Genomic DNA, 14,990 nt, shown 5'->3' with positions numbered 1-14,990 from the left:
TATGAAGAATTTCGTGATGTTCGTTGCCCTTGCGGGCCTCCTCGCCTCTTGCGATCGTGAACCAGCCATCGTGCCCTCTTATCTGCACATCGACGAGATGATTGTAGAATCAAATTACCAGGTTCATGGCTCAGCGTCCTCAAAAATCACAACCGTTTGGGTTGAGGTGGATGGCGAATTCATTGGTGTATATGAATTACCCGCCGTTGTGCCAGTCGCAAAATCGGGGGTTCACGACGTTAGATTGCACCCAGGCATTAACTTGAATGGAATTCAAAGTCTGCGCAACATCTACGACTTCTACGACGAATACCAAGAGCAAATCAACTTCGTAACAGATGGCGATGTTTGGCCCAATCAATCTGGAGACAGTATTGCACGCGTTTCGTACAGCAACGCTTCCTTCATAACCTACAAGCCTATCGAAGACTTTGAGGGAACTACCCTGGCATTTGAGCGCGCTCAAAGAGCTGATACAGGTTTGATTCGCACTTCGGACCCTGACCTTATTTTCAACGACCCAAGTCTGAATGAAAACAGCACACAGAGTGGGTATGCGTTTCTTCCTGACGAAGATTTTCTGTTCGAAGTAATCACAACAGAGGAGTATACTGACCTTCCAAAGGGTGGAGCGAACGTATATCTAGAGATGAACTACAGAACAGACGCTGTAATAACCGTTGGGGTTTACCGCCGCATACCTGGTGGTCAGGTAGATCAAGTGCCGGTCGTTAGCCTCTTTCCTTCCGAGGAGTGGAATAAAATCTACATCAACCTAGTGACGGAAGTCAGTGCTGTTCCAAATGCCGAAGGATTCCGCCTATTCATCGGAGGCATCAACGTTGAAGGAAACGGAGAAATGGAAGTTCTCTTCGACAACATCAAGCTCATTTATTAATGAAGAAGAATACGCGTAAGCAGGTTGCACTCTATCTGCTGTTCGATGCGATTTCCGCATTGACCGCTTACGCCGTACTCTACACTTTTCGAAAGGAATATATTGAACCTGAAGTGTTTAGTGTAAATAGTTTAGAGTGGGACAACATGTTCTACATCGGACTATTCACCACTACTCTCTACTGGCTTCTGATTTACATCTTGCTTGGTTTTTACCGCGACATTTGGAGGAGATCACGACTAAAAGAGATCTTCCAGACCTTAGGATCCAACGTGCTCGGTTCAATCGTGATTTTCTTTGCGCTCATTTTAAATGACATCGTAGAGAATTATCAACAGTACTACGAGTCATTCGGTGTTTACCTGAGCGCCCTATTCATCCCCACGGTCACATTTCGTTTCATCTTATCAACCCGCACCAATAGAAGGATACAGGCTAGAAAGATTTGGTTTAACACCCTGCTCGTAGGATCTAACGAAAAGGCGGTAAAGCTGTACAATGAGATCCGCAAACAGCGGAATACAACAGGACACCATTTTGTAGGATTTGTATCCGTACGAGAGCGAATTGAATTTCTGGTTGAAAAAGATCTCCCCCTACTCGGCAACTACAAAGAGCTTACGCGAATCATCGATGAATACGAGGTAGAAGAAGTACTCATCGCCATTGAATCCAAGGAACACGAGAAACTCGAGGCCATTATAAATATACTTGAGGACCACGATGTACGCGTGAAGTCTATTCCCGATACGTACGACATTATTGTGGGTAAGGTTCGACTCGAATCCTATGGGATTCCACTGATTGAAGTGAAGCACGAGATTATGCCTTTGTGGCAACGGATTGCAAAGCGAGCTTTTGACATATTGATTTCCCTTCTACTACTTTCAATCTTCTCGCCCATCATGCTCTTTACGGCGATAATGGTTCGCCAGAGTTCGAAGGGCCCCATCTTTTACCGTCAGCAGCGGATTGGCTTACACGGACACCCTTTCCACATTATCAAGTTTCGAAGCATGTATCAAGATGCTGAGAAACACGGCCCACAACTATCTAGCGATGAGGATGATAGAATTACACCTTGGGGGAAGGTTATGCGCAAGTATCGCTTAGATGAACTTCCGCAGTTCTTGAATGTTCTTATCGGTGAAATGAGTATTGTGGGACCTCGTCCTGAACGTCAGTATTACATCGACAAGATCAAGTCGAAAGCACCACACTACAAGCACGTGCACAAAGTAAAACCCGGCATTACGTCATGGGGAATGGTGAAGTTCGGATATGCTTCAACCGTAGATGAGATGATTGATCGACTAAAGTTCGACCTCATTTACATTGAAAACGTCAGCTTCTTCAATGATTTGAAGATTCTCTTCTACACCATTTTGATAGTTTTGCAAGGCCGCGGAAAATAAGATTGACCTATTTTAAATTAGAGAGATGAAGAATATTACAGTGATTGGAGCAGGAACCATGGGTAATGGTATTGCACACGTTTTCGCTCAACACGGTTACAACGTTCGACTTTTCGATATCAAACAAGACAGCCTAGATCGCGCGCTTGCCACAATTGGCAAGAACATGGACCGTCAAGTATCCAAAGAACTCATTTCAGAAGACGACAAAAATGCCGCTCTGGGAAGACTCACCACTTCTACGGAATTGAAGCCTTCTGTTGAGAACGCTGACTTGGTTGTTGAAGCAGCTACAGAGCGTATCGACATCAAACTCGACTTGTTTCGTCAATTAGATGAGCTAACACCTGCCGCTTGTATCCTCGCTACAAACACTTCTTCCATTTCCATCACTAAGATTGCGGCCGCAACGAAGCGCCCTGACAAGGTTATTGGAATGCACTTCATGAACCCAGTACCAGTCATGAAGCTGATTGAAATTATCCGCGGATACAGCACTTCTGATGAAACCACGGACATCATTGTTGATCTTTCAAAGAAGTTGAACAAGATTCCAGTACCGTGTAATGACTACCCAGGATTCGTTGCAAATAGAATCTTGATGCCAATGATCAACGAAGCAATCATCTCACTCCATGAAGGGGTTGCTGGTGTAAGCGAAATTGATTCTATCATGAAGCTCGGGATGGCTCATCCAATGGGACCTCTACAGTTGGCCGACTTTATCGGACTCGACGTGTGCTTGAGTATCCTGAACGTTCTGCACGAAGGCTTTGGAAATCCGAAGTATGCTCCGTGCCCATTACTCGTAAATATGGTTACCGCTGGTAAACTCGGCGTTAAATCCGGAGAAGGATTTTACGACTACAGCGAAGGTCCGAAGAACGCGAAAGTGTCTTCACAGTTCGCTTAATCGACATAAAACAAAATTTAAAAGCTGCCTTCGGGCGGCTTTTTTTATGGAATTAGACGAATTGGCAACTGTGAACAAGTCGTATTTCGCTTCGATGTTTATCTTGCACGACTTCTAAACGAAAAACTCCGCAAACATGAAGAAAATGCTTATCCCAGTGTTGGGATTCATTAGTTTGACTGCCTTTGGTCAAGACAACTTGGTTAACCAAGCAAACCAAGGAAATGCCGCTGAGGGGCCAGGGTATGAATTCGAAACCATCATCGACCTTGACGCCACTGCCGTAAAGAACCAAGCGAGCTCAGGCACCTGCTGGAGTTACGCTACAAGCTCTTTCGTTGAATCAGAAATGATCCGCATGGGTAAAGACCCAATCGACCTTTCTGAAATGTTCACGGTTCGTCAGGTGTATATCGACAAAGCTGAAAAGTACGTTCGCCTTCACGGTCACCTGAACTTCGCACAAGGCGGCGCATTGCCTGATGTGATGTATGTCCTTGACAAATACGGTGCTGTTCCACAAGACGCATACCGAGGTTTGAACTACGGTACTGAAATGAATGAGCATGGTGAGCTAGAATCAGCGCTAAAAGGCATCCTTGATGCGGTCATCGAAAATCACAACCGTTCAGGTGTTACTCCTGTTTGGAAGGCGGCATTCACTGCCTATCTAGACGCCTATTTGGGAGAATTCCCTGCGGAATTCGAGTACGACGGTAAAAAGTACACTCCGCGTTCATTCGCCGATGAGGTGGTTGGCGTAAACCCGGCTGACTATGTACAGTTGACATCTTGGACCCACTACCCTTTCGAAACGGAAGTACAAATTCAGGTTCCTGACAACTGGACTTGGGGAAGTTCCATTAACGTAGAGCTTGATGAGATGATGTCGAACATCGACAACGCCCTGGAAGAAGGATATACAGTTGCCTGGGCTGCAGATATCGAGCGCGGCTGGTTTAGTCTGCGTTCTGGCCTAGCACTAGCGCCTGACAATTGGGACATGCTCACCGACGAGGAGAAAGCTGCTTGCTTTGAGGCTCCGTGTCCACAGATGGAAGTAACACAGGAAATTCGTCAGGCTGCATACGACAACTACGAAACTACGGATGACCACGCCATGCAAATCACCGGTAAGGTTAAAGACCAGAATGGCGACATCTATTACATTGTAAAGAACAGCTGGGGAATTCGCGATAACGATTATCGTCCTGGATACCTCTATGTTTCAGAGGCGTACGTTCGCTATAAAACTATTTCTGTGATGATGCACAAGGAAGCGGTGACATCTCACGTTGAAGACTTGATGGATTAATATAATACATCAGCCTTGTTATGGGAGGGAGCCGAAAGGTTCCCTCTTTTTTTTTGGTCAATACCGAATTCCTGCGCTCTTAAAGATGAATCCCATCAACCAAGCCGGTCCTATGAGCAGAAACTGGAGATCTTTTAAAAAGCTAGGCTTCTTCCCTTCCACTTGATGGCCATAAAACTGTCCGATCCAAGCCGCAACAAAAATAATTAGCGCTGTCGCCCACATTGGAAATGGCAACACTCGAAGCGCTTCCACACCAATGATGCACAGTATGGAGAATGCGGTCATCGCGATTCCCATTGGAACGGAATGGCGGTAATAGAATATCAATACAAAGATTAGGATGAGTGTGCCCCAATTTGCGAACCATGCCATGGACTCTGGCGCTAGGTTTTGTAAGGTTTGGGCGGGTATAGACGACACTAATGCTAGAATCGAAAAGAATATGCTCGGAACACAAATCCAATGGATGAGTTTATTCAAAGGATTCTGATGACTTTCAGAATATTCGGCGAACCATGAATCGAGTGTTCTCATAACGAAGTTTTTAGGGAAGTTCGAGCATTCTTCAGACATTTGCAATCTCAAAATAAGGAGGAAACAATGAGTGCAGATCGCGAAGCGAAGTACGAAAAGCTGAGACAACAGCTCAGCGACTTGGAAAAATGGCCATCGGTGTACATGTTTAAGTTCATCGTGCCGGCCGATAATCAGAAGGTGGCTCAGGTAGAAGCCCTCTTTAACACTAAGGAGTCGCAAGTTTCTATGCGTACAAGCAAGAATGGAAACTTTGTGGCTATCACTGCCAAGGAGATGATGATGTCACCGGAATCGGTTATCGAGAGATACCGAGATGCAGAGGGCATTGAAGGCCTTATGTCGCTATAATGCAAAGCCTTAGCGAGTAAGGACGATATAATCTTTTAAGAGAGTGCGGAGGAAATCAGTATGTTTTTTCTCCGCCTTTTTTATTTCTAGCACTTCCACTAGCTTGTTAGAAAGCTCAACAATGGCCTTTTGATGTCCTTCATTTGGACGAGATTCGTAGCGTACCAATGTACGTTTTAGGAGAAGAGCTTCGTCTTCCGAAAGCAGGCGCGCTCTTGGATACACAGGTTCATAACTGTCCTTTGTATCGAGCTTCATCACATGCGAGAGTGTTACCGATTGTTGCGCATTTCGCTCGCGAACAACGATAGTTCCTCCTAACACATCCCCAAAACGCTGGCGATAGCGACTTGTAGAAACCATGAGCAAGGCGAGGCTGCCCGCGCTCATTAGGATATCAACGAGTCGCATAAACCAGCGCGACAGAACCTCGTCGACACCAACCGGCTCGCCATCCATCCGCATTACGCGAATTCCCAAGAGCTTCTTTCCTATCGTTTGTCCATTCCAAATCAACTCCATAATCATCGAATAAAAGATGATGAATGGCAAGAAGATGAAGTAGATGAAAATCTCGTAGGTAGTTGAATTATAACTGAATAACTCACCTATGGTGTAGGTGATGAGAAACAGTAGGACCAGAAAAAACACTTGATCGAGAGCGAAGGCCGCAATTCGTATTCCTGCTGGGGCCAACTGCAATTCCAGCTTTACGTTTTGCGGGGTGAGAACATCAATAGTTTTCATAAGGGGTGAAAATAGAAAACCTCTTTCATTTAATGTTGACTCAACGAAACGAATTTCTATTTTAGCCTGACCTCTATGAAAGAAAGTCAATTCGTAAAAGAAAACTCCGCCCGCTGGGCTCCTCTCGAAAAGTCTGTTGAAGCTCTCAAAAAATCTCGCAGAAAAAAAGGACTAAACTCCTCACTCGGTGAAGATTACATCCAACTAACGGATGATTTAGGGCATGCGCAGACATTCTACAGAAGGAGGTCTATTCGCTTATATCTCAATAATTTAACATCTGACATCTACCGACTCATTCACAAAAATCGTGAATCGAAGAAGAATCCGATAAGTCAGTTTTGGTTGAGAGAGATTCCAAGCATCATGTACCATGGTAGAAAGCAGTTTTTACTCGCCTTTGCCATCTTCGCGATAGCCATCGTTATCGGTGCATTTTCACTGGAGCAAGATTCCGCCTTTGCTAACGAAATCTTGAGCGAAGGCTATGTGCAGATGACAGAAGAGAACATCGCGAATGATGATCCTATGGCGGTGTACAAGAAGGCGGACAGTTTCGACATGTTCACGCGAATCGCCCTAAACAACCTGTGGGTTCTCATCTTCTGCTTTGTCATGGGGCTTTTCTTCGGAATTGGTTCCATTGGTGCCTTGATGACCAATGGAATCATGGTAGGAGTATTTCAGTATTACTTCATCCAGAAAGGATTATTCATTCCTAGCTTCCTCACCATATTTCAACACGGTACCGTGGAGCTATCGAGCATCATACTCGGCGGCGGTGCAGGACTGCTACTAGGTTCCGGATATCTATTCCCAGGAAATTACAGCCGATTACTATCCTTACGACTGCAGTTCTATCGGGGCATGAAGGTGATCTTAGCCCTTGTTCCCTTTATCATCTTCGCCGCTTGGGTGGAAGCCTATGTCACGCGACATGACGATATCCCAAACATTTACAGGCTGTTGTTCATATTGACGAACTTGTTCATCATGGTAGGCTACTTCGTTTATCTGCCTTGGAGATATGGCCGCAAATTGCAGCGAGTTGAGGATAGGCCTACAGATCAGGGCATTATTGCTAGCAAGCCGATTGACGAGAATGACATTATGAATGTGGGTGAAATATTCCAGGTTTCAATCCACTACTTCTCAAAATGGCTGTCCAAGTTTATTTGGATTCCAACGCTACTTGCGGCGGGGACAATAGCCTACAGTTATCTCACAGAGGAGCTCTGGGAGAATGTAATATTGGAAACTTCGAATGCATACATCATCATCACGGCTTCCATCATTGAAGCTGTGATTTATGGAGTTGAGAACACGATCGAGATTTTCTTCTTATCCTCTGGGAATCCAATACTTAGCTCGATTTTCTTCGTTACATCCGTCTCCATTGTCCAAACCATGGTGCTGAGTTGGAAGTACAAAGGAACTAAGAAGTGGCATCAATCTGCATTACTTTGCCTGGCCAACGCGATTGTTCTTCTCGCCATTAGCAGCTTGTTAAGTGTGCACGGTGCATGGATTGTTGTGGTGTTGTCTGTTGGCTACCCCCTATTAACATTGACTATGGCTAGGGCGTACATTGGCAATCTTGGTTATTTACAGGCCTTAGGTAAGGCTTTGGGAAGCTTCCTTGAAAACTTCGGTAAGGTATTCGGTTGGGTGATGATTAGTGGATTGTCGCTCGTTCTCGCAATCATTCTAATTCAAAGCGCCCTAGCCAGTGTCCTACTCTACTTTTTGAATTCTTTCACTGCATGGAATCAAGGCGAATCGCTGATTTCTCTGGGTGTTCTTGCATTTCTAGCGTTCTTAACTGTTTTGCTCGTTTTGGCAAGTGCGCAATTCGGTGGAGCGTTATTGACTGAAACGTTGGATGAACAAATTACTGCCAAGAAATTGAGAGAAAATATCGCAAGTATTCCACCACGTAAAAAGAGATATGGTATCGATGAGGCTGTATAAGTATCTCTTTATATTCTTAGCGGTAATCGCTTGTAATCCAAACTCTTTTGCTCAAGAAGGACTCAGTAAAGAGGCCTACGATGAATTGCGCGAAGACTACGACTACTCGGATATCGAGCCAAAGCCTGAACGTGAAGAGCGTCAGCGGCCGATTGAAGAGCTGGAAGTGGATCCACCTACATCGAGCTGGTTTACTAGGAATGCTTGGCTGAGTACTGCGTTAGCCGTATTGGTCATACTTGTTGTAGTTTACTTGATTTGGCTTTATCAGCAGCGAATGGATAATGCCAAGGTTAGTGAATTGAAAGCAGCTACTTCGGTCGAGCATGCTGAACAAGACCTTCTTAATGTCAGTCTCGATGAACTACTCGAAGAAGCAAGCGCAGAACAAGACTTGAGGATGCTAGTTCACTTGAACTTCCTGGAGTTACTCAGATCCCTGCACAATCAGAACCACATAAGCTGGGAACCATATAAGACAAATGGCCAGTATCTGTTGGAGATAGTGAATGATACGGTTCGTCAAGGTTACGCTGAAACCGTTGTCGTTTTCGATCGTGTGTGGTACGGACACAAACCCATAAACTCTGTTGGATTTGACCAATGGATGAACCGCGTAAAATCATTGCAGAATGAAAAATAATGCGGTCATATACGTAGTTCTCGCCCTTGCAGTGGCAGTCATAGCTTACTTCTTGTTGCGAAGTGAAGACCATTGGTACTATGGGTTAGACAAAGAAGGTGAAACGCCGTACGACTTGGGAATGTATCACGAGCTGATTGAGGCAAGAAATGGTACAGATATCGAGATGCAGATTGGTCCGATTGAGGATTGGAACTGGGATATGGATTCAAATAAGCTCGGTACAATCGCCTTTGTGAACCGTCAGCCCTTCTTCGACTCTATTCATGAATTCGTTTTGGATAGTATGGTTACGGCTGGACATGTTGTGGTGATGTATGAGTCGACGTATTCTGTACGAATCCACAAACTCATCACTACGGGGTCTTCGTTTGATAAACGTGATACTGCCGTTGTTGACAGCTTTACAGTGGAGAGTAACCTCTTCCAACCAGTTCAAGCCTTGAACTTCTTGCCATTGTCCGTTTTGGAGAATACAGGAGAAATCCATGCAGTGAATGCCAAGACCAAGTCAGCCTCAACGTTTAATCACGCACAATCCAACGATACAATTGATGAGTTGCCTCAAGCATTGGTGCGCTATTCAGTTCACAAGAACATTCTAGACACGCTTTACCCAGAGTATGAAGTGATTACACATGTATCCGATTTTGAAGATGAAATCATCGGATGGAAAGTTCCAAGAGGAAACGGGTATTACATCATTCTACTGGCAGCCCCGCACTTGACAAATTACTGCTTGAGTAATCCGGATAATTTCCAATATGCATCGGACTTCACAATGGAGTTGCCGAGTGGATTCTATTGGTTTGACGCCTACAGGCCTAAGTATGATAAGGATAGGAATCCGAACAGCTCTGATCAACGTTCGCCAATTACATTCCTTCTATCCTATCGATCACTCCGTTGGGCGTGGTTCGTACTTGTGGGATCGTTAGTCGCCTTCTTGATCTTCAGAACTCAGCGAAGACAACGTGTGATCCCTATCATCAACCGACCGAAAAATCAAACGTTAGAATTTGCCAAGAGCTTGGGAATTCTTCAATCAAAGTCAGCAAACAATCACGCCTCACTTGCGCTCGAAATCAAGCTTCAATTTGCCCAATGGTGCAAAACGAGAATGCGCAGAAATGGCAAGATTGACAATCAGCTTCGGGACACGTTGAAGGTGATGCTGCCTGAGCACAGTGGTGAGATTGAAAGCCTGTTCTATCTTTTCAACAAGGCAGAACTTCACCCAGAAGATTTCAATGCTCACGAGTTGAATAAAGTCTATTCCGTAACCAGATACATTTACAATCATGTCTGAAAACGAAACCAACCCAAACGAGGGGTATAAACCAGATGAGCGTCAGAACGCGCCAAATATCCCCGGATCTGACAGCAGTGAACCAACTTCATCTGCAGCCGAGGAAGCGAACACGGCCTCCACTAGCCATACGAGTTCTTATTCTGTTTCAGAACTAGAAAGGAACTTGGTTACGATGAACAACCGGTTGAATTCGGTACGAAACGAGATTCACAAGCTCGTCATTGGTCAATCCGAATACATAGACCTACTACTTGTTGCTATGCTTAGCAATGGGCATGCCTTAGTGGAAGGTGTTCCGGGAATCGCAAAGACGCTTACATCGAAGTTACTTGCCAAGGCTACGAGTCTCGACTTTTCGCGTATTCAATTTACGCCAGACCTCATGCCTACTGACGTAGTGGGCACGAACGTATTCGTCATGAAAGATTCGAGCTTCACGTTTAAGCAAGGACCAATTTTCTCACAATTTGTATTGATTGATGAGATAAACCGTGCCCCGGCGAAGACACAGTCTGCCTTATTTGAGGTAATGGAAGAATATCAGGTAACGATTGACGGGAACACCTACCCAATGACGGAGCCCTTCATCGTATTGGCTACTCAGAACCCGATTGAGCAAGAGGGAACATACAAGCTTCCAGAAGCTCAAATGGACCGTTTCCTTTTCCGTGTTCTGATGGAATACCCTAGCGAAGTTGAGGAAATTGAAATGCTTGATCGTTTCTCTGGAACTAAGAATGCACGAGACTTAACAGAGGTACAAGCCGTAATCTCGGGCTCAGATATCGCACAGTTTAGAAGCTGGGTGGAGCAAATCAAGATTGATGCACCTTTGAGAAAGTACATCGCTCAAATTGTGCAGCTAACCCGTAATCACCCAGACCTTTACTTGGGTGCTAGTCCGCGTGCATCTCTTGCCATCATGCGCACATCTAAGGCAGTTGCCGCAATGAAGGGACGTGATTTTGTTTCTCCAGACGACATTCAAGCGGTCCTCTACCCTGTGCTAAACCACAGACTATCTCTTACGCCGGAACGTGAAATGGAAGGTGTAACGCTGAAGGATGTTCTTCAGGATATCATTGAGAAAACAGAAACTCCAAGATGAGGAAGTTGAGTATCCGTAGTTATTCCCTTCATCCTAAAACCTTCTGGTTCATGGGAGGAGTCATTGCACTCTTCATCGTGAGCTTCATGGTGGATTGGTTTTTCAATGTAGCAGCCGGCGCATTCCTAGCCGTGTGCTTACTCTTGATATGGGATAGCTTACGACTGTACTCAATAGGTAAAATAACGGCCGAAAGAAAAGCGGCGAAGATCTTGAGTTTGGGAGATCGAAATCGGATTGCACTCAAGATTCACAATAGCACACCAAGAGTGATTCGCATGAACATCATCGATGAACTCCCTTTTCAACTGCAAGAGCGAAACTTTTCAATCAAAGGAACCGTCGATTCAAACGACAACTTTGTTGCGACGTATGAAATAGAGCCAAAGACTCGAGGATTGTATGAATTCGGCAACACGCTCATCTATGTCCAGAGCCCATTGGGGTTTGCGGAAAGAAGGTGTACGTGCGAAACGAGTCAAGATATACGCGTCTATCCTTCTATCATACAAATGAAACGTTACCAGCTCGCTTCCATAGAGAAGTTGCAGCAGTACCACGGTGCGATTAAGACGAGAAGAATAGGCCATAATTACGAGTTCGAGCAAATCAAAGCCTACGTGGAGGGTGATGATTACCGAAGTATCAATTGGAAGGCCACAAGCCGTCTAAATGAGCTAATGGTCAATCAGTATACCGATGAGCAAGCGCAACCCGTATACTGCTTGATAGACAAATCAAGGCAAATGAACCTGCCGTTTAACGGGATGACTTTGCTAGACTATGCGGTAAACTCATCGCTCGTTATATCAAATGTTACGCTTCAAAAGCGTGATAGAATTGGTCTTGTGACCTTTGGTGAGAAAATAGACACCATGATGAAGGCGTCGAACAACCCTAGACAACTTCCTCAGATTCTAGAATCGTTGTACGCCGAGCAGCCGAATGAATACGACGCGAACTATCCGCTGTTGTACAAGGTGATGAACAGTTTGGCGAGAACCCGCTCCCTACTCTTCCTCTTTACAAATATTGAAAGCAAGCATCACTTAAACCGATTACTTCCGCAGCTCTTGCGCCTTCACAAGCGACACTTGTTGGTCGTTATCTTCTTTAGAAATGATGAATTGGAAGAATATGCAGGGGAATCCGCCGAAGACACTATTGACATCTATAAGCGCACTGCGGCGGCAAAACTCATCGCGGAGAAGCAGGTATTGATTCAATCACTTCAGCAGCATGGCATACACGCTATGTTGAGCCGTCCGGATGAATTGACTATTGACACCTTAAACAAGTATCTTGAATTGAAGGCCAGAGGCCTGATTTAGGTATTTTTGCGCCATGTCGATCAAACGCATAGCACTTAGTGGAGGTCCCGGAACTGGGAAGACTAGCCTCATTCATGAGTTAGAGAAAAGAGGGTACCCTTGTTCCCACGAATATTCTCGGCACATCATTCAACAATCCTTAGATACGGGATCTCGAGTGTTGCCGTGGGATGATCTAGACACTTTTAGCGAGGTAGTAATGCAGGGCCGCATTGAGCAATACGAATCAGCTCAGGGCCAGCTTCACTTTTTCGACAGAACGATTATCGACACAATTGCCTACCAGGAAGCTGATAAGCTTGTGGTAAGGGAAGAATGGAAAAAGGCAGCAGAAGAGTATCGCTATTTTGAAACGGCATTCATCACTCCACCTTGGAAAGAAATATACCACGCAGACGAACAAAGGCGTGAATCGTTTGAAAAGCTAGAGCGACTCCATGAATTTGTTGTTAAAACGTATTCTGAGTTTGGCTACAACGTTGTAGAAATTCCGAAATTCAACGTTGAAGAACGCGCTAATTGGCTTTTGAAGACGATTGAATAACTCGAGCAACATACACAACACACTCAAAGAACATTTCGGTTACGATAAATTTCGACCAGGTCAGGAAGAAATCATATCCGAGGTGATGCAGGGTAATGATGTTATTGCACTTCTGCCCACAGGCGGAGGCAAGAGTATTTGTTATCAGGTACCGGCTCTAGCCAAAAACGGCGTGTGTATCGTTGTTTCGCCGCTCATCGCCTTGATGAAAGACCAAGTCCAACACCTTAAAAGGCGTGGCATTTCTGCGGAGGCTCTCGTAAGTGGAATGCCACATGCAAGCTTAGATCGTGTGCTAGATAATGTTGTTTACGGCGACATAAAGTTCCTCTACCTCTCTCCTGAACGACTCAAAAGCGAATTGGTCAGAGAGCGAATGAAGAAGATGAACGTCAATCTCGTAGCCATTGATGAGGCGCATTGTGTTTCCCAGTGGGGGTATGACTTCAGACCACCCTATCTAGAAATCGCTGAGATTCGGGAATGGTTGCCGGGCGTGCCATTTATGGCGCTTACGGCATCGGCAACTCCAAAAGTGATTCTCGACCTAGAGGAGAAGCTTCAACTCGACAAACCAAAGGTTCATCAGAAGAGCTTCTACCGCCCGAACTTATCGCTCAACGTTGTGTGGACCTCGCATCAAGAGCAAGAGATTCTGAATCAGTTGAGCGCCCATCCAGGGACAGCAATCGTTTACATTCGAAGCAGGAAGCAAACTACCCAGATAGCTACACGCCTATCAGCGATGGGTATTTCGGCCATATCATATCATGCTGGACTAACGCGTGAGGAGCGTGATAGTCGGCAAGCCATGTGGATGGCAGGTGATGTTCGCGTGATGGTTGCTACCAATGCCTTTGGGATGGGAATCGACAAGCCCGACGTGCGGTTAGTCATTCACCTCGAACTCCCCGATAGTCCAGAAGCTTATTATCAGGAAGCTGGACGCGGCGGAAGAGATGGAGAACCAGCTACTGCAACCATGATACTGCTTCCCAACGCAAGTGAGCGGTTGGGAGAGCGAACCCGCAGCATGATTCCAGACCTTGAGTTCACCAAACGCGTTTATACTGCTTTGGCCAACCACCTTCAAATACCCATTGGCAGTGGAGAAGGCGTATTTACTGGACTAGACATTCAGGAGTTTGCTCAGAAGTATGACATGGATGTGCGTCAGGTCTTCTCCTCTCTTCTATTGTTAGAACGATATGGCATGATTCGTTTGAGTGAAGGATTCAAGCCGAGAAGCATCGTTCACATCACCATGAACTCTAGGGCTTTGTATGAATTTGAGGTTCAGAATCCGAGATTCGAGCCACTGCTCAAACAAATGCTGAGATGGTATGGCGGAATATTAACCGGGCCTACAGCTGTTGTAGAGCGAGATTTGGCCGCTGCGATTCAATTGCCGGGCAGCTCGGTATCCAAGCAACTTAAGGCGCTCGAAGCTATGAATGTACTTGAATACCGCCCAGCGGTGGGTGGGCAAGGCTTAGAATGGACGATGCCGCGGATGGAGAGCAAATATCTCCCTATTAACCGCAAGGAATTGCTGAAACTCCAAGAGGAGTCTATCCGCCGAATGAATGCAATGATCTACTTCGCAGAACACAGAACGGAGTGCCGTTTTGCCTTGATGCTCCATTACTTCGGTGAAGATGGACTTGAATGCGGAAAATGCGACACCTGTACACAACGCGGCAAGGTTGCTACGAGTGGTAACCCGATCACTGCAATTAAAACTGCCCTACGAAGCCGGTCGTACACACTTTCAGAGTTGGAGTCGGAGCTTTCGAGTTACAAGGCCCAAGACATTAGAAAAGTACTTGCCCTACTCTTGGACGAAAAGATTGTTTTGCGCGATGAGATTGGACGTTATTCAATTCGCAGCCGCTAACTTTGCGG

At 45.5% G+C, this 14,990-nt stretch carries 14 protein-coding genes; 12 read left to right on the top strand and 2 right to left on the bottom strand.

What is annotated here, in order from left to right:
- The first annotated feature begins 1 nt into the window (after window position 1).
- From F8C67_RS01240 to F8C67_RS01225, 4 genes are all read left to right on the top strand, one after another.
- Entirely contained in the window at window positions 2-898 is an 897-nt protein-coding gene (locus F8C67_RS01240) for a hypothetical protein (protein ID WP_151665966.1), read from the top strand.
- The gene (locus F8C67_RS01235; RefSeq protein ID WP_151665965.1) at window positions 898-2,313 is read left to right on the top strand and encodes a sugar transferase; all 1,416 of its coding nucleotides are present in this window, start codon (window positions 898-900) and stop codon (window positions 2,311-2,313) included. Before F8C67_RS01240 ends, F8C67_RS01235 begins: the two co-directional genes overlap by 1 nt.
- Before the next feature lie 25 nt (window positions 2,314-2,338).
- Window positions 2,339-3,226, top strand: a complete 888-nt coding sequence (locus tag F8C67_RS01230; RefSeq protein WP_151665964.1) for a 3-hydroxyacyl-CoA dehydrogenase family protein — start codon at window positions 2,339-2,341, stop codon at window positions 3,224-3,226.
- A 136-nt stretch (window positions 3,227-3,362) separates the two neighbouring features.
- Entirely contained in the window at window positions 3,363-4,541 is a 1,179-nt protein-coding gene (locus tag F8C67_RS01225) for a C1 family peptidase (RefSeq protein ID WP_151665963.1), read from the top strand.
- Between the two features lie 57 nt (window positions 4,542-4,598).
- Here F8C67_RS01225 and F8C67_RS01220 read toward each other — a convergent pair whose 3' ends face one another.
- Window positions 4,599-5,078 carry an Mpo1 family 2-hydroxy fatty acid dioxygenase gene (locus F8C67_RS01220; protein ID WP_151665962.1) on the bottom strand — a complete coding sequence of 160 codons (480 nt, stop codon included), beginning with the start codon at window positions 5,076-5,078 and terminating at the stop codon, window positions 4,599-4,601.
- 66 nt (window positions 5,079-5,144) lie between these two features.
- Here F8C67_RS01220 and F8C67_RS01215 point away from each other — a divergent pair, with 66 nt between their 5' ends.
- The gene (locus tag F8C67_RS01215; protein ID WP_151665961.1) at window positions 5,145-5,429 is read left to right on the top strand and encodes a DUF493 family protein; all 285 of its coding nucleotides are present in this window, start codon (window positions 5,145-5,147) and stop codon (window positions 5,427-5,429) included.
- A 9-nt stretch (window positions 5,430-5,438) separates the two neighbouring features.
- Here F8C67_RS01215 and F8C67_RS01210 read toward each other — a convergent pair whose 3' ends face one another.
- Window positions 5,439-6,176: an RDD family protein gene (locus F8C67_RS01210; RefSeq protein WP_151665960.1), complete on the bottom strand. Its 738-nt coding sequence runs from the start codon at window positions 6,174-6,176 to the stop codon at window positions 5,439-5,441.
- A gap of 75 nt (window positions 6,177-6,251) precedes the next feature.
- Here F8C67_RS01210 and F8C67_RS01205 point away from each other — a divergent pair, with 75 nt between their 5' ends.
- From F8C67_RS01205 to F8C67_RS01175, 7 genes are read left to right on the top strand one after another with little or no spacing between them, the layout of a single operon-like run.
- Window positions 6,252-8,147: a stage II sporulation protein M gene (locus F8C67_RS01205; RefSeq protein WP_151665959.1), complete on the top strand. Its 1,896-nt coding sequence runs from the start codon at window positions 6,252-6,254 to the stop codon at window positions 8,145-8,147.
- The gene (locus tag F8C67_RS01200) at window positions 8,134-8,790 is read left to right on the top strand and encodes a DUF4129 domain-containing protein (RefSeq protein WP_170266308.1); all 657 of its coding nucleotides are present in this window, start codon (window positions 8,134-8,136) and stop codon (window positions 8,788-8,790) included. Before F8C67_RS01205 ends, F8C67_RS01200 begins: the two co-directional genes overlap by 14 nt.
- Entirely contained in the window at window positions 8,780-10,099 is a 1,320-nt protein-coding gene (locus tag F8C67_RS01195) for a hypothetical protein (RefSeq protein WP_151665957.1), read from the top strand. Before F8C67_RS01200 ends, F8C67_RS01195 begins: the two co-directional genes overlap by 11 nt.
- Window positions 10,092-11,210 (top strand): AAA family ATPase, encoded by a 1,119-nt coding sequence (locus F8C67_RS01190; RefSeq protein WP_223277495.1) that lies wholly within the window; start codon window positions 10,092-10,094, stop codon window positions 11,208-11,210. The genes F8C67_RS01195 and F8C67_RS01190 overlap by 8 nt, the downstream gene beginning before the upstream one ends.
- Before the next feature lie 50 nt (window positions 11,211-11,260).
- A complete protein-coding gene (locus F8C67_RS01185) occupies window positions 11,261-12,541 on the top strand; it encodes a DUF58 domain-containing protein (RefSeq protein ID WP_170266307.1) in 1,281 nt (426 codons plus the stop codon).
- Between the two features lie 13 nt (window positions 12,542-12,554).
- Window positions 12,555-13,085, top strand: a complete 531-nt coding sequence (locus tag F8C67_RS01180; protein ID WP_151665955.1) for an AAA family ATPase — start codon at window positions 12,555-12,557, stop codon at window positions 13,083-13,085.
- The gene (locus F8C67_RS01175; protein WP_151665954.1) at window positions 13,078-14,982 is read left to right on the top strand and encodes a RecQ family ATP-dependent DNA helicase; all 1,905 of its coding nucleotides are present in this window, start codon (window positions 13,078-13,080) and stop codon (window positions 14,980-14,982) included. Before F8C67_RS01180 ends, F8C67_RS01175 begins: the two co-directional genes overlap by 8 nt.
- The last annotated feature ends 8 nt before the right edge of the window (window positions 14,983-14,990 follow it).

The organism is Phaeocystidibacter luteus (assembly GCF_008933115.1).
Classification (GTDB): Bacteria; Bacteroidota; Bacteroidia; order Flavobacteriales; family Schleiferiaceae; genus Phaeocystidibacter; species Phaeocystidibacter luteus.
The sequence above is the reverse complement of the archived record's forward strand: the minus strand, read 5'-3'. Positions and strand labels throughout refer to the sequence as shown.